A 24,381-nucleotide genomic window follows, 5' to 3' on the forward strand; every position below is an offset into this window, starting at 1 on the left:
TACTTTTTCGCATCATTTTCCCACAAATCAGTATCAGAGAAAGTAAGCTAAAAATATTGACCAAGCTGCGCATTAAATTTTGACGATAACGGCTCTAGATCAATTAACCCTTAGATTTACATCAAAAAGCTCAGGACAACGATTCTATAGAATTGTCATTAATTCACCTTAAAGTGATTGGTGCATACAGCTTTTTCCGTTATAATTTGGCGTTTTAAAATTTTAAACCCAGTGTACTGAGGCAGCTATTCTTAAAAATGGATCTGCTCGGTTATGCTACTCGCCAATACGAAATATATGGAGTGACTTGGTTGTGAGTACTCGTTTTATGACATCAGCTGAAATTCGTGAAGCATTTTTGCGTTACTTTGAATCGCAAGGGCATACACGTGTCGCGTCGAGTTCACTAGTACCCGCCAACGACCCGACTTTACTGTTCACCAATGCAGGGATGAACCAGTTTAAAGACTGCTTCCTTGGTTTGGAAAAACGTGATTATGTTCGTGCAACATCTTCACAAAAATGTGTACGTGCCGGTGGTAAACACAACGACTTAGACAACGTCGGTTATACAGCACGTCACCATACCTTCTTCGAAATGTTAGGCAACTTTTCTTTTGGCGATTACTTTAAACGTGATGCGATCAAATTTGCATGGGAATTCCTTACCGGTGACGAATGGTTAGCATTACCTAAAGATAAATTATACGCTACCGTTTACCACACCGATGACGAAGCATTTGACATCTGGAACAAAGAAATTGGTTTAGATGCCAGCCGTATTATCCGTATTGGTGATAACAAAGGCGGTCAATACGCATCAGACAACTTCTGGGCGATGGGTGATACAGGTCCTTGTGGCCCTTGTTCTGAAATTTTCTTTGATCATGGCGATCACATCTGGGGTGGCTTACCGGGCACACCTGAAGAAGATGGCGACCGTTTCATTGAAATCTGGAACAACGTATTCATGCAGTTCAATCGTACTGCTGATGGCGTATTACATGCATTACCTGCTCCTTCTGTAGATACAGGTATGGGCTTAGAACGTATTTCTGCGGTTTTACAGCATGTAAACTCAAATTATGAAATCGATCTGTTCCAAAACTTGCTTAAATTTGCTGCGCAAATTATTGAGCTTGATACTACTGCAATTGACGCTGAAGCTGTGGCAAACAACAAACCTGTTGACTACCCTGCGTCTTTAAAAGTGGTTGCTGACCATGCGCGTTCATGTTGCTTCCTGATTGCTGATGGCGTAAATCCATCCAATGAAGGTCGTGGCTATGTGCTACGTCGTATTATTCGTCGTGCAGTACGTCATGGCAATAAACTCGGTGCGACAGGTTCATTCTTCTATAAAATGCTTCAACCACTTGTTGATGTGATGGGTGTTGCTTATCCAGAACTAGCAGCAAACCAAGCCCGTATTGAAGCTTTATTATTAAAAGAAGAAGAACAATTCGCTAAAACACTTGAGCAAGGTTTGAAATTGCTTGAAGGCGAACTTGCAAACCTAAAAGGCTCAGTCATTCCAGGTGCAGTTGTATTTAAACTTTACGATACTTATGGCTTCCCTGCTGACTTAACAGCTGATATTGCACGTGAACGTGATTTAACGATTGACGAAGCTGGCTTTGAAGTTGAAATGACTGCACAACGTCAACGCGCACGTGATGCGGGTAAATTTGCAATCGACTACAACAGCATTGTGAATGTTGAAGGCGAAACTCAATTTGACGGTTATGATGCAACCCAAGGTCAAGGTCAAATTATCGCGATCTATAAAGATGGCGAGCAAGTTGATGAAGTGAATGAAGGCGACGAAGCACTGATCGTACTAAACCAAACGCCTTTCTATGCAGAAAGCGGTGGTCAAATCGGTGATACTGGCCTGTTCAAAAACGAGACAGGTATTTTTGAAGTTCAAGATACCAAAAAATCTGGTGGTGCTTTTGTCCATCAAGGTATTGTGACTGTAGGTAGCTTAAAAGCAACTCAGTCTGTTGAAGCAATTGTAAAAGCCGATATTCGTGCTGCAACTGCACGTAACCACTCTGCAACTCACCTTTTACATTCAGCCCTTCGTCAAGTACTTGGTGCTCATGTACAGCAAAAAGGTTCATTGGTTGCCAGCGATATCTTACGTTTCGACTTTGCCAACGACCAACCCGTGACATTTGAACAACTACAACAGGTTGAACGTATTGTAAACCGTGAAGTAATTGCCAACACAGCCGTTTCTACTGAACTTTTAGACATTGAATCTGCCCAAGAAAAAGGCGCAATGATGTTGTTCGGTGAAAAATATGGTGACGAAGTACGTGTACTTTCTATGGGTTCAATGATTGAAGACAAAAACTTCTCAATCGAACTCTGTGGCGGTATTCATGTCAAACGTACTGGTGATATCGGTCTGTTTAAAATTACTTCTGAAAGTGGTGTTGCGGCAGGTATACGTCGTATCGAAGCGATTACTGGTACAAAAGCAATTGAAGCGGCTCAAAAAGTAGATGCAGACATTTTGCATATCAATAGCTTATTGAAAGCGCAAAAAGATCAAACTGTTGAAAAAGTTGAAGCAGTTGTTGAAACAGCACATCAATTGCAAAAGCAAATTGAACAACTCAACCAAAAATTAGCGAACTTCCAAGCAACAGAACTTTTAAGCCAAGTTCAAACTATTGCTGGTCGTTCGACTTTAATCACCACAGTGCAAGGTATGGATGCGAAATCACTACGTAACTTGCATGATGGGGTTAAATCTAAATTAGACAATGCAGTGATTGTACTTGCTGGCGTTGAAGGCGATAAAGTTAGCCTTCTTGCTTCGGTAGCAAAAGACTTCACTGCAAACATTAAAGCAGGTGACATTATCAAACACTTAGCCACTGAACTTGGTGGTAAAGGTGGTGGTAAACCTGACTTGGCACAAGGTGGCGCGCCACTTAACGAGAAGTTTGCACCAGTGATGGCCGGTTTAACGGCTTGGCTTGAAGCAAAATAAGACTTCACTTTTTGTGTAACTGATCCTGAAAAGGTAATTCAGGATCATGGCTTTTATGGAACAACTATGGCATTAATCGTTCAAAAATATGGCGGTACCTCAATGGGTACTCCCGAGCGCATTTTAAATGTTGCTCGTCGTGTAAAGCGTTGGCATGACCACGGTCACAAGGTTGTAGTGGTTGTCTCAGCCATGAGTGGCGAAACCAATCGCCTACTTGCTTTAGCGAAAGCCATTACCGAAACCCCTGATCCACGTGAACTCGACCAAATGGTCTCTACAGGGGAACAGGTAACGATTTCCATGTTAGCGATGGCACTCAACTCCATTGGGGTTGAAGCTAAGTCTCTAACAGGCCGCCAAGTTGGCATTAAAACAGACAGTGCATTCACCAAGGCTCGTATTGGAGCTATCGATACTGATGTTTTAACTGATAATTTAAATGCAGGACGTGTACTTGTTGTAGCTGGTTTCCAAGGTTTTGATGATCTTGGTAACACCACTACTCTGGGTCGTGGTGGTTCAGATACTTCTGGTGTTGCCATTGCTGCTGCACTTAAAGCAGATGAATGCCAAATCTATACAGACGTAGACGGTGTCTATACTACTGATCCACGTGTTGCACCTAAAGCGAAAAAGATAGATCGTATTTCTTTTGAAGAAATGCTTGAAATGGCATCTTTGGGTTCTAAAGTTCTTCAAATTCGTTCAGTTGAATTTGCAGGGAAGTATCAAGTGCCTTTGCGTGTATTATCAAGCTTTGATAATGACAATGATGGCGCATTTGACGAAGACTTTAAACAAAACGTCGGCACTCTTATTACTACTGAATTGGAAGACAACATGGAACAGCCAATTATCTCTGGTATCGCATTTAACCGTGACGAAGCAAAATTAACGATTCTAGGTGTACCTGATGAACCAGGTATTGCATCTAAAATTTTATGCCCGATTGGTGATGCCAACATTGAAGTGGATATGATTATCCAAAATGTTGAAGAAGATGGTACAACTGACTTCACCTTCACAGTAAACCGTGGTGAATTAAACAAAGCCAAAGCTATTCTTGAAAATACTGCACAAAAAATTGGTGCACGTGAAGTTGCAACCCGTTCAGACATCGTTAAAGTGTCAATCGTGGGTGTAGGCATGCGTTCACATGCTGGTGTTGCAAGCAAAATGTTCACTGCCCTAGCTGAAGAAGGCATCAATATTTTGATGATTTCGACTTCTGAAATTAAGATTTCAGTGATCATTGAAGAAAACTATTTAGAACTTGCAGTTCGTACACTACACACTGCTTTCGGTTTAGACCGTGAACATGGTGAATCAAGCGTACGCGCATAATTCATATCCAATAAAAGTGTCATTGTTAGACAGTTTTTTAAAAACAATACAAAAAAGCAGAGCCACTATAGTTTTTCTTACAGTGGCTCTGTTATATTAACCCTGAGGTTTTAAGAAAATTTTAACAAAACTGCATCTTAGGTAATGTTCCTTACATTGCTTTGTTAAAGTTTTCTTTTGATATTTAAGGTTGTGTTTTTTTCATTTTAGATCAATTGCAGGTTTAGCATTTTGCAAGGAGATAAACATGCTGATTCTGACTAGACGTGTCGGAGAAACATTAATGATTGGGGACCAAGTCAGTGTAACTGTACTTGGGGTTAAAGGAAATCAAGTTCGTATTGGTGTAAATGCTCCAAAAGAAGTATCAGTTCACCGTGAAGAGATTTACCAACGTATTCAACATGAACGCGCTATGCACGAACATCTTCAACATCTCGATCAAGATTATCAACCTTCGTTTGAAGAAGATAATTTCACACAGAATACCCAGAATAACTTTAATCGTTAAACATTAAATGTTTTTCTCCTAAAGCGGCTTTTCTAAGCCGCTTTAAATTTATCTAAAGCTTAGTTTTGTTCAAGCAAAGCTAATGCTTTTTTTACAGGTGCGTAACTACGACGGTGTTGATCAATCACACCATGTTCTGCAATCGCTTCAAAATGTGCTTTGGTTGGATAACCTTTGTGTTTAGCAAATCCAAACTGTGGATATTGCACATCAAGCTCAACCATATCGCGATCTCGCGTTACTTTCGCCAAAATACTGGCAGCTGAAATTTCCGCATGCAAGGCATCCCCGCCAACGATCGCATCACAGCTCATCATCAAGCCTTGTGGAACTTTATTTCCGTCCACTAATACATGCTCAGGTGAAATATTTAAAGCTTCCACAGCACGACGCATAGCCAATAATGATGCTTGAAGAATATTAATTTCATCAATTTCTGCATGACTTGCTTCAGCAATTGCCCAAGCCAATGCTTTTTCTTGTATTTCTACAAATAATTTTTCACGTTTTTTTTCAGAGAGTTTTTTAGAATCATTCAAACCTTCAATTGGGTTATTCGGATCTAAAATAACTGCAGCAGCAACAACAGAACCAACGAGTGGGCCACGCCCCGCTTCATCTACACCAGCAATTTTCATCACTTCATCTACCTAGAAAAAAAGAGGCTGAACACGTCAGCCTCATTATGAGAGTCTGTTGATATTTCACAGATGCTTGCGACATAAGCCGTATACGGTGCAAGATGTTTAGACGCTACAAAGGGCATGTTTCGCGAAATTTAGTATTCTAAATGAGTAAAACATAACGCAGTAGCGGCAAAAATGTCCCTGTCCTCGTACTTCGCCTTGCGCTACGACCAAAGCAGCGCTTTAGTCTTGCTCAGGGTTATCACTAAAATGTCCCCAAACTTCGTTATGAAATTTAACAAGGGGGTCGCCATTGTCTGCATTTCATGCCTTGTTTGCATTATTTTAGCGAATAACGCAATACATGGCTGAAATATCAACAGACCCTTCTTTATTGACAATTATTGCACTGCTTCAGCGACGCATGCATTAATGGTTTTAGTAACAGCATTTACAACAATCGTGTTACGTGCTGCTGGATCAATGGCTGCTGCTGCCAAATCTACAGCTGTTACGCTTTGTGGCGCTTTTTCACTTACACAGCCACAAATTTCAGACTGAATATTTTGTTTTTGAGTTGCTGTCATCAATTTCGCTGCAGTTTGCCATGCAGCAGTATTATTTAACTCTGTTGTACATTTTGCATTAATGGCAATTTTAAGTGCAGTATTGCCAAGTTGCTGAGTTGTAGATTGCATGCCTGTTGTTGTGTTAGTTGAAACACAAGCAGTTAAAGCCAAAGCGAGAGGTGCAAGTACAGCAATTAATTTTTTCACAGGAAATATCCTTGGTTATAAAATAGATTGCGCGTATTTTGCCGAATCTTGGATACAGAAGAAATGTATATTTCATTGCAATTTCACATGACGACATCATGTGGTTAAAAACCATACCGCTTTCAGCGTTGCAAGAATTATACGCTTTGTTCTATATTCAAGGTTTTTAAATGACTGTAATTTGATTAGCATAACTAAACTAAAAATCACATGTTGGTACAACATGCAAAGTACTTCACAACACTATACCCGCACAGCACAAATACTCCATTGGCTGATGGCCATCATTTTCATTGCAGCATGGTTGATTGGTTTTTATAGTGGAAATTTCTTAAGTTATGATGTTGATGGTAGCTTTAAAGGTCAAGTGATTAGCTTACATAAAAACATCGCAACAACCATTATATTCCTCGTGTTAATTCGACTGTTTTGGCGCTATACCCATCCTGCTCCGCAGCTCCCAGATACTATGTCACCCACGATGAAAGTCTTAGCACATCTTGGACATTTAGCCTTATATTTAATGTTGCTGGCATTACCCATTACAGGTTGTTTGTTTAGCTGGAGTGCTGGACACCCCGCACCTGTTTTATATTTATTTGAAATACCCCGTCTGGTTCAAGACGATCCTGACATTTTAGCGATCGTGAAGCCAGTCCATATTTATTTATCTTGGTTTGCTGGCTTTCTAGTCATTGGTCATATCACCGCAGCGTTAAAACATCATTTTATCGACAAAGATAATATTTTACGTAGTATGACTCGACAAGATAAATAAGACATTAAAGTCCAACATAAAAAAAGCCACATCAGCTATACACCAATGTGGCTTTTTTACAGCTCAAACTTAGTTCAGTGCTTCTTGAGCACACCCTTTAACACTATTTAATACCGCTTGTTTAATCAGACTATTTTTCGCAGATTCACTGACTGATGCCAAAGCCAAGTCTTTGGCTGAAATGTTGTTGAGTGCATGATCACTCACACAAGCACAGATTTGTTTTTGTAAACCCGTTTGGCGTTCTGCACTCATAAAAAATGCAGCCGATTGCCAAATTTTTGAATCATTTAATTCACTTTTACAACCTTGCTCTAATACAGGCTTCAACATTTTCTGTGTTAAAGAATGATTCTGATTAGTTGCAAAAACCGACATCGAACCAATCACCAAACCAGCAACCAATATCCAACAAAGACTCTTTTTCACCATAGAACCTAATTTTTAACCTTAATACTTTAACGGATCAACCTATTAATCCGTTAAATGAACCAGTGTATTTAAGATCTGATCAATCACACCAAAGCATCAATTTGCTGTGTCCACTTTTGTTTTTCAGCTTCAGAAATAAAAGAGGCTTCAAACGAATTTTTAGCCAAGTGTTTGAGTTCGTCATTAGACAAGTCTAAAGCTTCAGCAATGGCAATGAAATTATCATTCATGTATCCACCAAAATAAGATGGATCATCTGAATTCACCGTGACATGCACACCTTTTTGCAATAAACGACGGATATTGTGCTGCGCCATATCATCAACCACGCAGAGCTTTAAATTGCTTAAAGGACACACCGTTAAAGGCATTTTTTCGCGAATTAAACGCTGCATCAATTCAGGGTCTTCTTCTGAACGCACACCATGGTCAATACGGTTTACTTTTAGTAAATCCAAGGCTTGCCAAACATATTCAGCTGGACCTTCTTCACCCGCATGTGCCACTACCAAGAAACCTACTTCACGGGCTTTAGCAAAAACACGTTCAAACTTAGCAGGTGGATGCCCCACTTCACTCGAATCCAAACCTACCGCAATAATTTGATCTTTAAATGGTAGCGCTTGCTCTAAAGTATTAAATGCTGCTTCTTCACTTAAATGACGTAAGAAACACATGATTAAGTGTGAGCTAATGCCAAATTTAGCTTTTGCGTCATCACAAGCACGTTGTAAACCATTTAATACGGTTGCAAATGCCACACCACGATCGGTATGCGTTTGTGGATCAAAGAACATTTCAGTGTGCGTCACATGATCAGCATGACATTTTTCAAAATATGCCCATGCTAAATCATAAAAATCTTGTTCGAGTACTAAAACATTCGCACCCGCATAATAAATATCGAGAAAAGACTGTAGGTTATGAAAATTATAAGCCTGTTTTACTTCTTCAACCGATTTGTAAGGAATATCAATTTGATTGCGCTGAGCTATTTCAAACATTAACTCGGGTTCAAATGTCCCTTCAATATGTACATGTAATTCTGCTTTTGGCAAAGCACGGATGAGCTCAAGTCTATTCATACCCTAATCCTTAAAAATAAAAAAAGGTGCAAACTTAAGTTTACACCCTGAGACATGTTGAACATTCATAAATAAAAGTTCAACACGCTGTACTGTGAATTTGGAAAATTAACCACCAAATAATACAAATTTTAATGCCCAAAGTGCGGCAATGATCCACACCATATAAGGTACAGTTTTCGCTTTACCAGTGAATAATTTGATTAGTGCATAGCTAATGAAACCCATCGCAATACCATCTGCAATTGAATATGTGAATGGCATAAATACGATGGTTAAAAAGGCAGGAACGGCTTCAGTGATATCATCCCATTCGATATGAACAATACCTTGAATCATTAATACACCTACAAACAACAATGCAGGCGCTGTAGCAAAACTTGGCACCGATTGCGCAAGTGGCGCTAAAAAGAGGCACAATAAGAACAAAATGCCCACAACTACAGCCGTTAAACCTGTACGACCACCCGCAGCAACACCCGCAGATGATTCAATATAAGGTGTAGTTGAAGATGTACCCAAAGCCGCACCAGCAACAATTGCAGTTGAGTCTGCAAAAAGTGCTTTTTTCAAACGAGGCAATTTACCATCTTTCAATAAACCAGCACGATGCGATACACCAACCAATGTTCCCGTTGAGTCAAACAAATCGACCAAGAAGAAAACAAAGATTACACCCACTAAACTTGCAGTGAATAAACCTTTAAAATCCATTTGCATAAATGTTGGCGCAATGGATGGCACTTGACCTATAAAACCTTGGAATTGGTTATAGCCCAATACGGTTGAAATAGCCGTAACTGCCAAAATACTAATAATAATTGCACCACGCACCTTAAATTGATGCATGACTACAACCATTAAGAAACCCAGCAATGCAAGAATAACCGAAGGTTGTTTTAAATCACCCAAACCCACTAAAGTCGCAGGGTTAGCAACAATAATACCGGCATTTTTTAGTGCAACCAAAGCAAGAAAAAGACCAATACCACCACCAATTGCCAGTTTTAATGACATTGGGATAGCATTAACAATTGCCTCTCGAATTTTAAACATGCTAATGACAATAAATACCAAACCTGATACAAACACAGCTGCAAGTGCTGTTTGCCAAGGCACGCCCATACCCATACATACAGAATAAGTAAAGTAAGCATTTAGCCCCATACCAGGTGCTAATGCAATTGGATAATTTGCAATAAGCCCCATTACCAAACAACCAATTGCGGCTGCAAGACAAGTTGCTACAAACACAGCCCCATGATCCATCCCCGTTTCGGATAAAATCATTGGATTAACAATAATGATGTAACACATTGTTAGGAAAGTAGTTACACCAGCAAGAACTTCGGTGCGAAAATTGGTTTTGTTTTCGCTCAACTTAAATAAGCGTTCAAGCATATTCTCTGAAGATGGACTAGGAGTCGTCATGACTTCACCCCTGTAAGTAAACTTTATGCTATCAGCACGCTATAAAATTAATGATCCGCATAACACAAATCATCATTAATTTTATAGATGTCTAAGCAATGGATATGCCAATATTTCCATTCAAAAATAAGTATATTGAACAATTCCTCATTACAGCCCAAATAGCCAAATGACAAAAATTGTAAACAAAAAAGCCGCATAACTTTTATGCAGCTCACTTAATTCAAAAAAATCAAATACTTGTTTAATAAACAATATGATTCAAATATGGTCATGGCAAATTATAACACAATGATTTTTTATTGTTTCTAAAATTTATTTTTAACTAAAATTCAATAAGATATTAATTTAATCGGCTAAGGTCATAATCTCATATTATTTCTTTGACTGAACAATAAACCGAGCTAAAGGCTCTGTGGTTACGTCTTCAATTTCAGCATTTTGGATAATAAGATTAGGATTAGAATCTATTACATTTAGTGACTGATGAGCATCATAAATCAACTGATTAACTTCATTCTTTTTTTTACGTTCAGCATCCTGATAAACATAATATCCTAATAGCACTACGATAAGAATAAAGATGGGAATGAGTAATTTTTTCATAACAAAATTTTATTATTTTAAAAACTTTTAATTATATTAATAAATAATAGCACAAAAAAAATGATACACAACATATTTTTTAAAATATTTTAACGCTTATTAAAGCTAACAATATAATTATATTATCATTATCAAACTAAGTGGTTATTTAGCAAATCCCCCTTAGTCATCTCTACACACTCAAAACATGATTCTTGGCTGAAATCATTTTCAAGCAATTCATAAACTTTATACCCCACACGAAGAGAAAATCCTGAGCAATGTCAGGATTTTTCTGTCTTTAAAAGACCAACTTAAAGCACTTTTTCATCACGCTTAAAGACCAACTCACCCCGAAGTGAACTATCAGCATCAAAATAATAACCATCGGTATTGAATGATTTTAAGTCCTCAACTTTATTTAATTGATTTTCAATAATATATCGAGCCATCAAGCCGCGTGCTTTTTTAGCATAAAAACTAATGACTTTATATTTACCATTTTTTTGATCTAAAAACACAGGCTTAATGATTTCAGCTTTAAGTTTACGTTCAATGACGGATTTATAGTATTCATCTGAAGCAATATTGACCAATAATTCTGAATTGGCTTGATCCAAATCATCATTTATTAAATTGGTAATTTTATCTCCCCAGAATTCATATAAGTTATGACCACGTGAATTGTGTAATTTTGTGCCCATTTCTAAGCGATACGGCATCATCAAATCCAAAGGTCGTAATACACCATATAATCCAGATAACATCCTTAAATGTTGTTGCGCATATTCAAGTTTTTGATCATTTAGATTGTAAGCATCTAAACCTGTATAAACATCACCTTTAAATGCAAATAAAGCCTGGCGTGCATTCGAAAAATTAAACTCTAATTGCCAATCATTGAAACGGTCTACATTCAAGTTGGCAATTTTTTCGCTCACGCTCATTAAATTAACAATATCCGTAGCAGACAGTTTACGACTTAGGTCTATAAGTTGTTGTGAATGTTCCAGCAATCTTGGTAAAGTATGTGCATCGGTAGGAAGTGCAGATTCATAATCTAAAGTCTTAGCAGGAGAAATTAAGGCGAGCATGGACAACCTGATCAAAAAATAATTAAACAAACTATAACAGTAGACTTATTTTATTTCCAATTTGTGTTTTTACTGAACATTATCGGTAAAATACCCCATTCTCCTGTTATTAGTCATTTGTAATATGTCCGAGCAAATTTTCATTCAAGGTCCTGCAGGTCAAATTGAACTTTTTGTTGATTATCCACAAGGTGAAGTGAAAGGATTCGCGGTTGTATGCCACCCTCATCCATTGCAAGGTGGTACCCCACAACATAAAGTTCCAACGCTTCTTGCTCAAATGTTTCTTGAGCGCGGTTGTATTGTATACCGTCCTAGCTTCCGTGGTTCAGGTCAAAGCATTGGTGTGCATGATGAAGGCTTTGGTGAAACGGATGATACTCTAGAAGTAATTAAACAGATGCGTTCCAAACATATTAGCCTGCCTTTTTATGCTGGCGGCTTTAGTTTTGGAGCACATGTGATGGCTAAAAGTTATCATGCACTACCTGACGAAATAAAACCTAAGCAATTGATTTTATGTGGCTTACCAACTGCCACTGTTGCGGGTTTGCGTCATTATGTTACCCCCGAAATTAAGGGTGATATTTTATTTATTCATGGTGAAGGTGATGAAGTCACTTTATTGTCAGACTTAATTACTTGGGCAAAACCCCAACGTCACCTATTGACTATCTTGCCTAATGCAAACCATTTCTTTACTGGCTATTTAAAACAATTGCGTATTGCGATTTCTCGTTTTCTAATTTCACCTTCTTAAATTAACACTTGAAGTACAACACCTAGCTACTTGGCTAATACCTGACTCGGACTCTTAAATCCGAGTCTTTTTTTGAGCGATAGTTCAATCTATGTGCGATCCTTACAATCTATGATCAGGGTCATGTTAAAAATCGCTGCCTTTGGCAAGGTACTATCACACTAAGCCATGAGTCTTTTCATTGCTTAGTCTTTGCCATACGCTGTATGAGTTGCACGAAATAACAAATGCTATAGATCCCCCCTTTCCAAAATGAATCATTTTGCACTTCATTTGAGAATCTAAGAACTATATAATCAAATACTTAGCCAAGTATGGCTTTAGATGTTCGGAAACATTTTTAATAGTTAGAGGGATATTATGAAAACTATTTTTGGGATAATTTGCATCGCTTTGTTCAGCTCCTCAGCCATTGCACAAAATATTGTAGGCACATGGCGTTATATGGACGATAAAACAGGTGAAGCGAAGGGATTAGTCAAAATTGAGCAACAAGCCAATGGCACATACGCAGGTACAGCACTAAAAGCAACGCCACGTGCTGGCTATATACCGAAAGAGTTTTGTACGAATTGCCCTGCACCCTATACCAACAAGCCAATCATCGGTATGCAGGTTATTTCTGGATTACAAACTAAAGATCAAATTAATTACACAGATGGGAAAATTATTGATCCTGTTTCAGGAAAAGTTTACCGTCTTAAAGGCAGAATCAGCACAAATGGCAAAAAATTATTTCTTCGCGGATATATGGGGGTATCAGCTGTAGGTCGCAACCAGACTTGGCTACGTGTGGAATAAAATACAGGGCTTGAGCTACGAACACAGCATTGCTTTGTTCACAGCTCAAGCCCTTTCTGCAAGGTCAATAGCCCCTTATCATTCCAAATTCAGAAATAGTAAATTTCGGTGTCAGCAATATCTGCTCTTCCAAACTTCAAACTTACCCTTTTTGGCTAAAGATAGCCCTTCCATTCAAACTTACTAAAAGCTTCATCTTCTTTTAATGTATTTTCAACCGCTTGCGCCAATTGATTCAACAGGCTCTGCTCTGTAATGCGATCTAACCAGTCCTGATCTTCATCTGGATGCGACGTAATTTCACAGATCAAATGACCATCCCGATCATGGCTTTGACAGGTAATGGATAGCGGCAAGGAATGATTATCGACACTGACTGCTATATGATCACCACTTTGTGACAAGGTCTGAAAACCATATTCACCCAATTCTTTAGCCAAAAGATCTGCAACATATTGCTGAGTCACATGACAATCATTTGTCTGCGACGAAGCATGATTATGTTTTTCACAATTTGCTGTAAATTGTAATTTTCTCATCTGTGCATCCCAAGGCATTCTTGTTATATGGTTTTAGAATAAGCAATAAAAACAAAACAGCCAAGCAAAAGCTTGGCTGTTGTCTAACAAATCTACAAAATCAGACTAATTATTCACTGACTTGAATAGCCAATCCAGCTTGATTGGCAAGTTCAGTGAAGGTAGGAAAACTGGTTGCCACAGTTTCAGTACCAATAATTTTAATTTCGCCTGAAGTACGCAGACCCGCCATACTAAAACTCATCGCAATACGGTGATCATGATGCGATTCAATTTCGCCACCAGTGAAGATTGTAGACCAATCGTCTGATTGCCCTTTACCTTCAATGATGATGCCATCATCCGTTGGAGTACAGTCAATACCCATGGTTTTTAAACCATCGGCCATAACTTGAATACGATCAGACTCTTTTACGCGAAGTTCAGCAGCACCGGTTAAAATCGTTTGACCTTCAGCACATGCTGCAGCAATAAAGAGCGCTGGAAATTCATCAATTGCCAATGGCACTTGATCTTCAGGCATATGAATGCCTTTAAGCGTACGACTACCACGAATACGAATGTCTGCAATGGGTTCACCACCTGCAATACGTTCGTTTTCAACGGTCAAGTCCGCACCCATTTGTTTTAAAATTTCAATCACACCCGTACGCGTTGGGTTAATCCCAACCGCTTCGAGTGTTACATCCGAACCTTCAGTAATGGCTGCCCCCACCATAAAGAATGCCGCAGATGAAATATCTGATGGCACCTGAATTTCAGTCGCAATGAGCTTACCGCCACCTTGTAATGAAATGCGGTTACCTTCAGTTTTTACTTCATAACCGAATGCACGCAACATACGTTCTGTATGATCACGCGTTGGTTCAGGTTCTGTTACTGAAGTTTCACCACTCGCCCAAAGACCCGCCAATAAAATACCTGATTTGACTTGCGCAGATGCCATAGGCAAATCGTAATGAATCCCTTGAAGGTTTTGATTCCCTGTAATAGATACTGGTGGCGTACCACGTTCACCTGTGGTTTGAATCTGAGCACCCATTTCACGTAAAGGTTTGGCAATACGTTCCATTGGACGCTTAGACAGTGATGCATCACCTGTCATTACAGAATCAAACTTTTGCGCAGACAACATACCTGAAAGTAGACGCATTGATGTACCCGAATTGCCCATATACAAGGCACTTGCAGGTGCTTTCAAACCATTAATACCGACACCATGAATGGTGACTTCACCATTTTTTGGCCCTTCAATACTCACGCCCATATCACGGAAAGCTTGCAAAGTTGCCAGTGCATCTTCTCCTTCCAAGAAACCTGTAACATGGGTCGTGCCTTCTGCAATCGCACCAAACATGATGGAGCGGTGTGACACAGATTTGTCACCAGGCACAGTAAATTTACCTTGGAAATTCTGAGAACCTGGCAAAATGGTAAATTGTTGTGTCACTTTATTTTTCTCCATCAAGGGTTTTTTGGCGAGCATGTGATTGAAGTGTTGTCGTGCAGCCTGCGCATGCCCCAACACCCCCATTAATGCTTGTGAGTTTTCATCTTCAATCAGTTTACGTAATATTGCGAGTTGCTTTTCAAAACCATCAACTGCATTTAAAATTGCTTTTTTATTGGCAAAGAAGATGTCATGCCACATTTGCGGATCACTTGCAGCTATGCGTGAGAAGTCACGAAAACCACCTGCCGCATAACGAAATATATCCAAGTTATCTTCACGATTAGCAAGCTGCTCAACCAAGTTAAATGCCATGAGATGTGGAAGATGACTGGTATGTGCTAACACTTCATCGTGTTTATCGACATCCATACAAATCACTTCAGCTTTAGCGGCTTGCCACAGTTGAATCAGTTTTTCCACCGCCCAGTCTGCACTGGTCGGTAAAGGTGTCAAAATCACTTTATGATTGGCAAACAAATCAACCTTACCGGCATGTACGCCTGTGTGTTCAGCCCCTGCAATCGGATGTCCCGGGACAAAGCCTTCTGGCAAGTTTTCACCATATACAGCCTTTGCAGCATCAACAACATTACCTTTGGTACTACCGACATCGGTAATGATGGTCGCAGCAGAAAGATAAGGCTTGATCATTTCCAGCACTTTTTCTGTCGCACGAACAGGTAAGGCTAAAACAACAAGATCGGCACCTTGAACGGCATCAATAGGATTGCTATAACCAGCTTCAATTAAACCGAGCGCTTTCGCATCATCCAAAGTTTTCTGCGAACGTGTTGATGCCACGATTTGATCTGCTAATTTCTCAGCAATGATCACACGTGCCAAACTTGAACCAATCAGTCCAAGCCCAATAAATGCAACTTTTTTAAATAATTTTTGTGACATGACGAAAACCAATCACCTGACTACAACACAGCAATAGGATATGAACCTAATACTCGAACTTCTTTCACCAACGGACGAATTTCCTCAATTGCCGCTTTGACGTTATCCTGCTCCACATGACCTTCTAAATCGATAAAGAACACATAAGCCCATTTTTCAGGTAAAGCAGGACGCGTTTCAATACTGGTTAAACTAATATGATGTTTTGCAAAAGGTGCAAGAATTTCAAGCAATGCACCTGCACGGTCATGTGCTGAAATCAGTAATGAAGTTTTATCATTGCCGCTTTGCGGTACTTTTTCACGACCAATCACCAAGAAACGTGTGGTATTTTCTGGGTTATCTTCAATATTGCCATGTAAAATTTCAAGGTCATAAATATTCGCAGCAACATCAGATGCAATGGCTGCCGAATGCCATTCAGTACGAATACGACGTGCCGCTTCAGCATTTGAACTTAAAGCCACACGCTCTACACCAGGATAATGTGCATCTAACCATTTGCGACATTGCGCCAAAGTTTGTTGATGTGCATAAATTTGTTTAATGCTGTCTTTACGGGTATTTGCAGAGACTAAAAATTGGTGATGAATACGCAATTCAACTTCACCAATTACATTTAAATGCGATGATTTAAAACAATCTAAAGTATGGTTTACCACCCCTTCAGAAGAGTTTTCCACCGGCACTAAACCATAATGTGCACTACCCGCTTCCACTTCACGGAACACTTCATCAATGGTTGGCAGTGGTCGAACTATAGCGTCCTGACCAAAGTGCTTCAGCACAGCTGAATGCGTATAAGTTCCGACTGGACCTAAAAATGCAATACTTTGTGGTGCTTCAAGTGCCAGACAAGCCGACATGATTTCGCGGAATAGACGCGCCATAGTCACATCAGATAATGGCCCCTCATTACGCTCCATAACATTACGTAAAACTTGCGCTTCACGTTCAGGACGGTAAAACATTGGATTCTCTTCAGAAGCAAACTTTGCTTTTGCTACTGCTTCAGCTAGTTTCGCTCGACGGTTGATAAGCTGTTGAATCTGCTGATCAACTGAGTCAATATCCTCACGAATCTGAGTAAGGTCAAGAGAAGTCTTTCCGTTTTGATCGTCGTTGATCATTGTTATGTCGCCCTTCAAAACATTATGTAAACAGTATAACAATAGTTAGCTTTCAAATGTTACGCAATAAGACTTTGATTGATTCAGCCTTAAAAACATACAGTTGATTTAATCAACAATTTTATTGTCTATGATTTTGCAATAAATTCTTAAAATTAATAACCTTTTGCCACTTTGCCATTAATTACACTACAGCTGTAAATTTTTAATTCAGCATGATCAATATCGACTTTATGTCATTTTGTTTAATATATTTATCTTGATTTGCAAATAACATCATATTTTACAACACTTAATATCGATATTTCCCCATCCTTATTTTTTGCTCTTTATTTGGATCATTGGCAGATTTAATCATTGCTAAAAACAAGCATTTACTTGATGTTTGAACACAAATGTCTGGACTGACATAAAAAACCAAAACGAAGTTAGAATATGTATATTAAGGATAATCAATGAGTCATTACGCACAGCGCCCATGGGAAAAAAATCTGCCACTTTCATTACATGGCTATCAACTTAAACCTGATCAAATTAAAGCAAACTTAGCAGAATTACTAACTGATACCACGGCTCAATTTTCACAATCGCCTGCATTTAGCGTGGTATTGCCTACAGGCTTAAGTAAAACCTTAACCTTTCAAGAAGTTGATGATTTATCAACCATATTTGCCAATTACTTACAACATCATCTCAAACTTAAAAAAGGTGATGTTGTAGGTTTACAAATGCCAAATTCTTTGCAATATCCAATTGCTGTATTTGCTTGTTGGAAAGTTGGATTAATCATTACCAATATTAATCCACTGTATACACCACGTGAACTTGAGTACCAATTGGGCGACAGTACGGCAAAAGCATTAATTGTTTCAGACTTATTTTTAGCGACTTTTGAACGTGTAATTCAAAACAACCTTCAATTTAAATCACTGGCACTCGTAACTGCCAGTTTAAGTGAGTTTTTTGATGAGCCTTATCACGGTATGATTGCACAAAAAATGCAGGCAGATGCCGAGGCACAAGGTCGCTCACTCAAACCAAGCATCGACTATGTGACCTTTACAGATGCTTTAGAAATTGGCAAAACTTTAGAACAATACACCTCTATTCAACATGATATTGCCCTATATCAATATACAGGTGGAACAACGGGTCGTAGTAAAGGTGCCGTGATCAGTCATCAAAATAACGGGCGATTATTTACGTGCCCATGAATCTGAATTTAACAACAACGACTGTATTTTAACGGCTATTCCGCTGTACCATATTTTTGCCTTTAGCGTAAATTTCCTCATGTTCTTTGAAGGTGGCTCTCATAATCTACTGATTCCTTCTCCACGACCAGTGAGCAATTTAAAACCTGCTTTTGAAAAATTCAAAGTCACTTGGTTAACTGGGGTCGATACACTGTATGCAGGCTTATTGGCGGAAAGTTGGTTTACTGAAAACCCACCAAAACTCACCTGTACCATTTCTGGCGGTACTGCATTGCGCCCAACAACGGCAGAAAATTGGAAAGCTAAAATCGGCACGATTATTGAAGGTTTTGGTATGACAGAAACCAGTTGTGCTGCACTACTTCACCCACCAATTGATGAGATTCGTCAGGGTTCTGTTGGTTTTCCATTACCCGGTTCTGACATTAAAATTATCAATGACCAAGGTCACGAAGTTCCATTAGATGAAGCTGGTGAACTCTGTGTAAAAGGACCTCAAATTGTCTTAGGCTATTTAAATCGCCCAACAGAAACGGCCGAAACTTTTATCGATGGTTGGTTACATACAGGTGATATTGCTAAAGTGGATGAAGATGGCTTTTGTTATATTTTAGATCGCAAAAAAGACATGGTCATTGTTTCAGGTTTTAATGTTTACCCCAATGAAATTGAAGCGATTCTAGCTGAACATCCAGATATCATTGAAGCCGCTGTCATTGGTGTACCCGATGATCAAACTGGAGAGTCGGTTAAAGCATTTATTGCCTCTAGTAATAGCAGTCTTTCTATCAGTGACATCTTAAAACATTGCAAAGACAACCTAACTGCGTACAAAGTCCCAAAATCGATTGAAATATTGAATGAGTTACCAAAATCAACTGTCGGAAAAATTTTACGTGCTGAACTTCGCCAAATGAAAAGTTAAAAATATTCTGATTATTTTCAATTCATTACAATATCGGATTCAGCCCCAGAGCCTTATCTTTGGGGCTTTTTCTTTTACAAGAGTCATTTACCAAAATCCATCACAAAAATTTAATGATTCCTCTATATTCATCTAATAAAGCAATTCGGAGAATAATAATGTCAAAAAGAATCGCCGTTTTAGTGACCCATGACTTTGAAGATATTGAATACTCGGAACCAGTACAAGCCTTTCGAGCTGCACGTCATAGTATTTTAAATATTGAAAATAGAGCAGGTAACATTGTCTATGGTAAAAAGCGCAAATCTGCGGTCACCATCGATCACAGTATAGACAGTGTTTCTGTGCATGATTTTGATGCCCTACTTATTCCCGGAGGACATTCTCCAAATCAATTGTGTCTTGATCATCGTTTTGTCGATTTTGTCCGTAATTTTGCCAATGCCCAAAAACCGATTATGAGTATTTGTCACGGTCCCCAACTTCTAATTGCTGCCAAAGTAGTCAAAGGTCGGTTAATGACGACCATTAAAACCATCGCAACAGATCTGATTAATGCTGGTGCTGTATATTATGATGTTGGTGTAGTAAATGATAATAATCTGTATATTTCTTCTCGTTCTCCTGACGATTTACCAGCCTTTATTAAAGAAAGTTTAATCGTATTGAGTCAGTAAAAAAGAGCCTTTCGGCTCTTTTTGTTTAAACATAAACAACCAGCTATTAGCGCCCTAAAATACTACGTGCCACTATTTCTTTCATAATTTCATTGGTGCCACCGTAAATACGTTGAATACGCGCATCGACAAAGAAACGTGAAATTGGATATTCACTCATATAGCCATAACCACCAAAAAGCTGTAACAAGTTATCGGCAATTTTCATTTGCATATCAGTACTAAAGCTTTTTAATGCTGCGGCAGTTTCAACATCTAATTTACCTTGCATATACAATTCGACATTTTGATTATAAAAAGCTGCTGTCGCTTGTTCATCTATTTTTGCTTGAGCCAAAACAAATCGTGTATTTTGAAATTGACTAATCGGTTGACCAAATGCTTGGCGCTCTTTTACATAAGCAACTGTGACATCAATTGAACCACGAATAGCACCAATAGCTGTAGAGGCAATAGCAGTACGTTCCCGTGGTAATTCTTGCATTAAATAAGCAAAACCTTGCCCTGCCTGACCCAATAGTTGATCTTTAGGCACTTTAATATTATCGAAGAACAATTCTGAAGTGTCTTGTGAATGTAACCCTATTTTATTCAGATTAGTTCCCTTTTTAAAACCTTCTAAATGAGTATCCAACAACATTAAAGACACGCCTTTTGCTCGTGCTTGAGGATCGGTTTTCACCGCCAACACCACCAAGTCGGCATGCTGACCATTTGAAATAAAGGTTTTTGAACCATTTAAAAGATAGTGATCGCCCTGTAAAATCGCATTCGTTCGCATGGCTTGTAAGTCTGAACCAGCACCCGGTTCAGTCATGCCAATTGCACCGACGACGTCACCAGCAACCATCTTTGGCAACCAATATTGTTTTTGTTGTTCTGTGCCAATATGCAAAATATACGGTGCTGCAATTTCAGAATGACATGAAATACCCGTTGATAATGCGCTAAACCCTGCACGAGCTGACTCTTCCACCAACATGAGTGAATAATCAATCGGAACGCCATAGCCACCATATTCTTCAGGTACATCAACACATAAGAAACCATTTACCCCCAATAAGCTCCAAACAGAACGCGGCATAATGCCTTCATGTTCCCATTGCTCATAATGAGGTGCAATATGCTCACTCATAAAGCGTTTAAAATTATCGCGAAACAGTTCTAGATCAGCATCATAAGCCAGCATATATCATCCTTATTTTCAGTTTTAGTTTTCAACTCCCTGCCATGCTAGTGATTTTATCGCCGGCTGTCATGTCCCATTCCTGTCATTTTTATGACTTTTATGGTCAATAAAAAAGGAAGCCGAAGCTTCCTTTTTTCACTCATGCTGATTATGCATGGGTTTGGTTGTTTTCTTCTGACATTAAGCGGTCCACTTCTTCTGGATTGGCTAAAGCATAATCTAATTGCTTTTCATCCAATTGTCCGACCCATTTCGCCACAACAATCGTTGCCAATGAGTTACCCACAAGATTGGTTAACGCACGTGCTTCTGACATGAAACGGTCAATACCCAAAATCAATGCCAAGCCTGCCACTGGAATATGCCCTACCGCCGATAGCGTTGCCGCCATGACAATAAAACCTGAACCTGTTACACCAGCAGCACCTTTAGAGGAGATTAACAACACCACCAAAAGGGTAATTTGATGCTCAATATCCAAAGGTGTATTGGTCGCCTGCGCAATAAAAATGGCAGCCATCGTAAGATAAATAGATGTACCATCTAGGTTAAATGAATAACCTGTAGGAATAACCAAACCAACAACTGATTTTTCACAACCCGCAATTTCAAGCTTCTTCAACATCCGCGGAAGCACTGATTCCGAAGATGAAGTGCCCAAGACAATAAGAAGTTCTTCACGAATCATCCGAATCATTTTCAAAATATTAAAACCACAAACCCGAGCGATTGTGCCTAATACAATAAAAATAAACAGTAAACATGTGATGTAGAAGCAGATAATCAATTGCGCTAATTGCGCAAGACTACCAATACCATATTTACCAATGGTAAATGCCATCGCACCAAATGCGCCGATTGGTGCCAACTTCATTATCATATTTACGATATTAAAGAAAACATGGGAAATTTGATCGATAAATTTTAATACAGGTTTACCAGCATCACCCAGTTTATGCAGCGCAAAACCGAACAGAAGAGCGAACAGTAAGACTTGAAGAATTTCACCTTCAGCAAATGCACCTACAACGGTATTCGGAATGATATTCATAAAGAAATCAAGCGTTGATTGTGATTGACCTGATTCTACATATTTAGAAATACCAGATATATCCAAAGATGCAGGATCAATATTCATGCCCACACCCGGTTTTGCAATATTAATTACAAGTAAACCGACAAGTAAGGCAATCGTAGATACGATTTCAAAATAAAGTAAAGCAATACCACCTGTTTTACCCACAGACTTCATGCTTTCCATGCCAGCGATACCACTAACCACAGTACAGAAAATTACAGGTGCAATAATCATTTTGATTAGGCGAATAAATCCATCACCCAACGGTTTTAATTGCTCGCCTAAACCAGGCACATGTTTTTCAACACCATTGACTAGCTGTGTACCACTTGGGAAAAAGTGACCTATTAACACGCCCGCAATAATGGCAATAATCACTTGAAAATAAAGTGATTTATATAAAGGTTTTTTAGCCATAATCATAACTTCTTCATATATTTCCGCACGCAGAAATATCAATTTTCTCTTGCCTATTCTTACGAATATACAACCCTAAATCTTTTTACAAGGTGCAAAAAGACAATGAGTTCTTGTGAAAAACTCGACTTAAGATGAAAACAAAAAAAGATTCACAAATGAAATAGTCTATTTCACAAATAATATGTAAGAGAAATATATTAAGTGCAAAAAATTAGACTAAGGAGATCATGAAAATTTAAATAAATTCTATAAGAGGAAAGTGTACTTGAATTTAGATCAAAAAATTGTTAATGCGCATCCTTTTCGATTGTTTTTCACACAAAATCCATTCAGACATTAGTCTAATATAGATATTATTTTTTTCTTCATTTTATTTTTATGTCATAGTGTGGACATTCATTTTCATACGAAATACTCTGGTACGCACGCATGAACAATAAAAGAAACCTCTACAAAGATTTTGAACATCCCTTTGCACAATTTGTTCGTATTGTCGGTAAAGGGAAAAATGGTGCGCGATCGCTCAGTTTTGATGAAGCTTACCAAGCTTTTAGTATGATCTTGAAAGGTGAAGTTTTAGATGTTCAGCTCGGTGCTTTCTTAATGCTACTACGTGTTAAAGAAGAATCTGTAGATGAGCTGACAGGATTTGTACAAGCAACACGTGATCAACTTAATTTTAAACATTTAGATGTGGATTTAGATTGGTCATCTTATGCAGGTAAGCGAAAACACTATCCTTGGTTTTTATTGGCTGCACTCACTCTTGCCCAAAATAGCTATAAGGTGGTCATGCATGGTGCATCTGGGCATACCATTAACCGTCTATATACCGAACAGGTATTAGAATATCTCGGTTATGCTATTTGCCAAAATGACACCGATGTGGAACAACAATTACAACAAACCAATTTTGCCTATATTCCTCTAGAAGTTATTTCACCAATCTTGAGTGATTTAATTGCACTACGCAATGTCATGGGCTTGCGTTCTCCAATTCATACTTTAGCTCGCCTAATTAATCCATTTAATGCAAAAGCAACCATGCAAGCGATTTTCCACCCAGCTTATCGTAGTTCGCACCAGCAAACGGCTTTTAAATTAGGTTATAAAAATAGTGCTGTCATTAAAGGTGAAGGTGGCGAATTTGAACGCAACCCTGATGCTAAAACTTTAATTTGTGGCATTAAAGATGGTGAGATGTACGAACACGAATTACCAAAATTGACCACAAACCGTAGTCCCATTGAGGAAGAGCTGGATTTAGCAGTGTTTAAAGCAGTTTGGGAAGGCAAGCAACGTCATGAATATGCTGAAATTGCAGTTCCCGAAACCATAGGCATTGCGTTATATACCATGGGAGTTTGTGACTCTTATGATGAAGCAATGTCAAAAGCCAAAGAACTTTGGCAAAGCCGAAAAGTTGTTTAATAGGCTAAAAGATCAGGCTCTGCGGAGTCTTACCTGTTATTAGCAAATATCTGGAGCTCGTTGTGTTACTTTTAAAAAAGTAACCAAAAAATTTTCCATTCGCAAAACTCGGCAAATACCACCAAGTGTCATCTCTCTCGCAAAAACAGGACGATATTAATATCGTCCTGCCTCGAACAGTTGCGA

Annotated in this window: 22 protein-coding genes; 10 read left to right on the forward strand and 12 right to left on the reverse strand. The window is 38.8% G+C overall.

The genetic code is table 11. The features are described from left to right. Positions 1 to 313: 313 nt before the first annotated feature. The 3 genes from alaS (at position 314) to csrA (ending at position 4,865) form a co-directional block, all read left to right on the forward strand. A complete protein-coding gene (gene alaS, locus B9T25_RS10290; protein WP_171262760.1) occupies positions 314 to 3,007 on the forward strand; it encodes an alanine--tRNA ligase in 2,694 nt (897 codons plus the stop codon). Positions 3,008 to 3,073: 66 nt separating this feature from the next. Further along, the gene (locus B9T25_RS10295) at positions 3,074 to 4,354 is read left to right on the forward strand and encodes an aspartate kinase (protein ID WP_086188335.1); all 1,281 of its coding nucleotides are present in this window, start codon (positions 3,074 to 3,076) and stop codon (positions 4,352 to 4,354) included. Positions 4,355 to 4,601: 247 nt separating this feature from the next. Continuing rightward, on the forward strand, positions 4,602 to 4,865 hold the full coding sequence (csrA, locus tag B9T25_RS10300; RefSeq protein WP_004648598.1) for a carbon storage regulator CsrA: 264 nt from the start codon (positions 4,602 to 4,604) through the stop codon (positions 4,863 to 4,865). Positions 4,866 to 4,924: 59 nt separating this feature from the next. Here the strand turns inward: csrA and rnhB are convergent, their stop codons facing one another. Then, positions 4,925 to 5,503 (reverse strand): ribonuclease HII, encoded by a 579-nt coding sequence (gene rnhB / locus B9T25_RS10305; protein ID WP_086188336.1) that lies wholly within the window; start codon positions 5,501 to 5,503, stop codon positions 4,925 to 4,927. A 389-nt stretch (positions 5,504 to 5,892) separates the two neighbouring features. After that, the gene (locus B9T25_RS10310) at positions 5,893 to 6,267 is read right to left on the reverse strand and encodes a hypothetical protein (RefSeq protein WP_086188337.1); all 375 of its coding nucleotides are present in this window, start codon (positions 6,265 to 6,267) and stop codon (positions 5,893 to 5,895) included. Between the two features lie 223 nt (positions 6,268 to 6,490). Here B9T25_RS10310 and B9T25_RS10315 point away from each other — a divergent pair, with 223 nt between their 5' ends. Further along, positions 6,491 to 7,045 (forward strand): cytochrome b, encoded by a 555-nt coding sequence (locus B9T25_RS10315; protein ID WP_086188338.1) that lies wholly within the window; start codon positions 6,491 to 6,493, stop codon positions 7,043 to 7,045. A gap of 69 nt (positions 7,046 to 7,114) precedes the next feature. On the opposite strand, the gene B9T25_RS10320 is transcribed toward B9T25_RS10315, so the two are convergent. From B9T25_RS10320 to yaaA, 5 genes are all read right to left on the reverse strand, one after another. Beyond that, on the reverse strand, positions 7,115 to 7,477 hold the full coding sequence (locus B9T25_RS10320; RefSeq protein WP_086188339.1) for a hypothetical protein: 363 nt from the start codon (positions 7,475 to 7,477) through the stop codon (positions 7,115 to 7,117). A gap of 83 nt (positions 7,478 to 7,560) precedes the next feature. Continuing rightward, positions 7,561 to 8,562, reverse strand: coding sequence for an adenosine deaminase (locus B9T25_RS10325; protein ID WP_086188340.1), 1,002 nt, complete (start codon positions 8,560 to 8,562; stop codon positions 7,561 to 7,563). 108 nt (positions 8,563 to 8,670) lie between these two features. Then, a complete protein-coding gene (locus B9T25_RS10330; RefSeq protein WP_086188341.1) occupies positions 8,671 to 9,993 on the reverse strand; it encodes an NCS2 family permease in 1,323 nt (440 codons plus the stop codon). Positions 9,994 to 10,368: 375 nt separating this feature from the next. After that, complete coding sequence (locus tag B9T25_RS10335; RefSeq protein ID WP_086188342.1) at positions 10,369 to 10,599, reverse strand: hypothetical protein; 231 nt, start codon at positions 10,597 to 10,599, stop codon at positions 10,369 to 10,371. A gap of 293 nt (positions 10,600 to 10,892) precedes the next feature. Further along, positions 10,893 to 11,672: a peroxide stress protein YaaA gene (yaaA, locus tag B9T25_RS10340; RefSeq protein ID WP_086188343.1), complete on the reverse strand. Its 780-nt coding sequence runs from the start codon at positions 11,670 to 11,672 to the stop codon at positions 10,893 to 10,895. Between the two features lie 124 nt (positions 11,673 to 11,796). Here yaaA and B9T25_RS10345 point away from each other — a divergent pair, with 124 nt between their 5' ends. Together B9T25_RS10345 and B9T25_RS10350 are read left to right on the forward strand one after the other, a co-directional pair. Further along, entirely contained in the window at positions 11,797 to 12,432 is a 636-nt protein-coding gene (locus B9T25_RS10345; RefSeq protein WP_086188344.1) for an alpha/beta hydrolase, read from the forward strand. A 360-nt stretch (positions 12,433 to 12,792) separates the two neighbouring features. Beyond that, entirely contained in the window at positions 12,793 to 13,233 is a 441-nt protein-coding gene (locus tag B9T25_RS10350; protein WP_086188345.1) for a DUF2147 domain-containing protein, read from the forward strand. A 155-nt stretch (positions 13,234 to 13,388) separates the two neighbouring features. Here B9T25_RS10350 and B9T25_RS10355 read toward each other — a convergent pair whose 3' ends face one another. From B9T25_RS10355 to pheA, 3 genes are all read right to left on the reverse strand, one after another. Further along, positions 13,389 to 13,772, reverse strand: coding sequence for a hypothetical protein (locus B9T25_RS10355; protein ID WP_086188346.1), 384 nt, complete (start codon positions 13,770 to 13,772; stop codon positions 13,389 to 13,391). 109 nt (positions 13,773 to 13,881) lie between these two features. After that, the gene (locus tag B9T25_RS10360) at positions 13,882 to 16,128 is read right to left on the reverse strand and encodes a bifunctional prephenate dehydrogenase/3-phosphoshikimate 1-carboxyvinyltransferase (RefSeq protein WP_086188347.1); all 2,247 of its coding nucleotides are present in this window, start codon (positions 16,126 to 16,128) and stop codon (positions 13,882 to 13,884) included. A gap of 20 nt (positions 16,129 to 16,148) precedes the next feature. Next, on the reverse strand, positions 16,149 to 17,258 hold the full coding sequence (pheA, locus tag B9T25_RS10365) for a prephenate dehydratase (protein WP_086188348.1): 1,110 nt from the start codon (positions 17,256 to 17,258) through the stop codon (positions 16,149 to 16,151). A gap of 455 nt (positions 17,259 to 17,713) precedes the next feature. Here pheA and B9T25_RS14785 point away from each other — a divergent pair, with 455 nt between their 5' ends. The 3 genes from B9T25_RS14785 (at position 17,714) to B9T25_RS10375 (ending at position 20,077) form a co-directional block, all read left to right on the forward strand. Further along, positions 17,714 to 18,472: an AMP-binding protein gene (locus tag B9T25_RS14785; RefSeq protein ID WP_265733492.1), complete on the forward strand. Its 759-nt coding sequence runs from the start codon at positions 17,714 to 17,716 to the stop codon at positions 18,470 to 18,472. A 52-nt stretch (positions 18,473 to 18,524) separates the two neighbouring features. Beyond that, positions 18,525 to 19,400 (forward strand): AMP-binding protein, encoded by an 876-nt coding sequence (locus B9T25_RS14790; RefSeq protein WP_265733493.1) that lies wholly within the window; start codon positions 18,525 to 18,527, stop codon positions 19,398 to 19,400. A gap of 158 nt (positions 19,401 to 19,558) precedes the next feature. After that, a complete protein-coding gene (locus B9T25_RS10375) occupies positions 19,559 to 20,077 on the forward strand; it encodes a type 1 glutamine amidotransferase domain-containing protein (protein WP_086188349.1) in 519 nt (172 codons plus the stop codon). A 46-nt stretch (positions 20,078 to 20,123) separates the two neighbouring features. On the opposite strand, the gene B9T25_RS10380 is transcribed toward B9T25_RS10375, so the two are convergent. Both B9T25_RS10380 and B9T25_RS10385 read right to left on the reverse strand, forming a co-directional pair. After that, positions 20,124 to 21,266, reverse strand: coding sequence for an acyl-CoA dehydrogenase family protein (locus B9T25_RS10380; protein WP_086188350.1), 1,143 nt, complete (start codon positions 21,264 to 21,266; stop codon positions 20,124 to 20,126). 148 nt (positions 21,267 to 21,414) lie between these two features. Next, positions 21,415 to 22,761 (reverse strand): dicarboxylate/amino acid:cation symporter, encoded by a 1,347-nt coding sequence (locus B9T25_RS10385; RefSeq protein WP_086188464.1) that lies wholly within the window; start codon positions 22,759 to 22,761, stop codon positions 21,415 to 21,417. Positions 22,762 to 23,193: 432 nt separating this feature from the next. Between B9T25_RS10385 and B9T25_RS10390 the strand changes: the two genes are divergently transcribed. Continuing rightward, positions 23,194 to 24,195: a glycosyl transferase family protein gene (locus B9T25_RS10390; RefSeq protein ID WP_086188351.1), complete on the forward strand. Its 1,002-nt coding sequence runs from the start codon at positions 23,194 to 23,196 to the stop codon at positions 24,193 to 24,195. Positions 24,196 to 24,381: the final 186 nt, after the last annotated feature.

Source organism: Acinetobacter sp. ANC 4470 (assembly GCF_002135335.1).
Classification (GTDB): Bacteria; Pseudomonadota; Gammaproteobacteria; order Pseudomonadales; family Moraxellaceae; genus Acinetobacter.

What these genes read in the sequence shown, in the direction of transcription:
- B9T25_RS14785 (WP_265733492.1), top strand. Translation starts at nt 17,714, where the DNA reads ATGAGTCATTACGCACAGCGCCCATGGGAAAAAAATCTGCCACTTTCA.
- rnhB (WP_086188336.1), bottom strand. Translation starts at nt 5,503, where the DNA reads ATGAAAATTGCTGGTGTAGATGAAGCGGGGCGTGGCCCACTCGTTGGT.
- B9T25_RS10335 (WP_086188342.1), bottom strand. Translation starts at nt 10,599, where the DNA reads ATGAAAAAATTACTCATTCCCATCTTTATTCTTATCGTAGTGCTATTA.
- B9T25_RS10325 (WP_086188340.1), bottom strand. Translation starts at nt 8,562, where the DNA reads ATGAATAGACTTGAGCTCATCCGTGCTTTGCCAAAAGCAGAATTACAT.
- B9T25_RS10355 (WP_086188346.1), bottom strand. Translation starts at nt 13,772, where the DNA reads ATGAGAAAATTACAATTTACAGCAAATTGTGAAAAACATAATCATGCT.
- B9T25_RS10390 (WP_086188351.1), top strand. Translation starts at nt 23,194, where the DNA reads ATGAACAATAAAAGAAACCTCTACAAAGATTTTGAACATCCCTTTGCA.
- csrA (WP_004648598.1), top strand. Translation starts at nt 4,602, where the DNA reads ATGCTGATTCTGACTAGACGTGTCGGAGAAACATTAATGATTGGGGAC.
- B9T25_RS10375 (WP_086188349.1), top strand. Translation starts at nt 19,559, where the DNA reads ATGTCAAAAAGAATCGCCGTTTTAGTGACCCATGACTTTGAAGATATT.
- B9T25_RS10350 (WP_086188345.1), top strand. Translation starts at nt 12,793, where the DNA reads ATGAAAACTATTTTTGGGATAATTTGCATCGCTTTGTTCAGCTCCTCA.
- B9T25_RS10295 (WP_086188335.1), top strand. Translation starts at nt 3,074, where the DNA reads ATGGCATTAATCGTTCAAAAATATGGCGGTACCTCAATGGGTACTCCC.
- B9T25_RS10320 (WP_086188339.1), bottom strand. Translation starts at nt 7,477, where the DNA reads ATGGTGAAAAAGAGTCTTTGTTGGATATTGGTTGCTGGTTTGGTGATT.
- B9T25_RS10345 (WP_086188344.1), top strand. Translation starts at nt 11,797, where the DNA reads ATGTCCGAGCAAATTTTCATTCAAGGTCCTGCAGGTCAAATTGAACTT.
- pheA (WP_086188348.1), bottom strand. Translation starts at nt 17,258, where the DNA reads ATGATCAACGACGATCAAAACGGAAAGACTTCTCTTGACCTTACTCAG.
- B9T25_RS10360 (WP_086188347.1), bottom strand. Translation starts at nt 16,128, where the DNA reads ATGTCACAAAAATTATTTAAAAAAGTTGCATTTATTGGGCTTGGACTG.
- B9T25_RS10385 (WP_086188464.1), bottom strand. Translation starts at nt 22,761, where the DNA reads ATGGCTAAAAAACCTTTATATAAATCACTTTATTTTCAAGTGATTATT.
- B9T25_RS10380 (WP_086188350.1), bottom strand. Translation starts at nt 21,266, where the DNA reads ATGCTGGCTTATGATGCTGATCTAGAACTGTTTCGCGATAATTTTAAA.
- B9T25_RS10315 (WP_086188338.1), top strand. Translation starts at nt 6,491, where the DNA reads ATGCAAAGTACTTCACAACACTATACCCGCACAGCACAAATACTCCAT.
- B9T25_RS10330 (WP_086188341.1), bottom strand. Translation starts at nt 9,993, where the DNA reads ATGACGACTCCTAGTCCATCTTCAGAGAATATGCTTGAACGCTTATTT.
- yaaA (WP_086188343.1), bottom strand. Translation starts at nt 11,672, where the DNA reads ATGCTCGCCTTAATTTCTCCTGCTAAGACTTTAGATTATGAATCTGCA.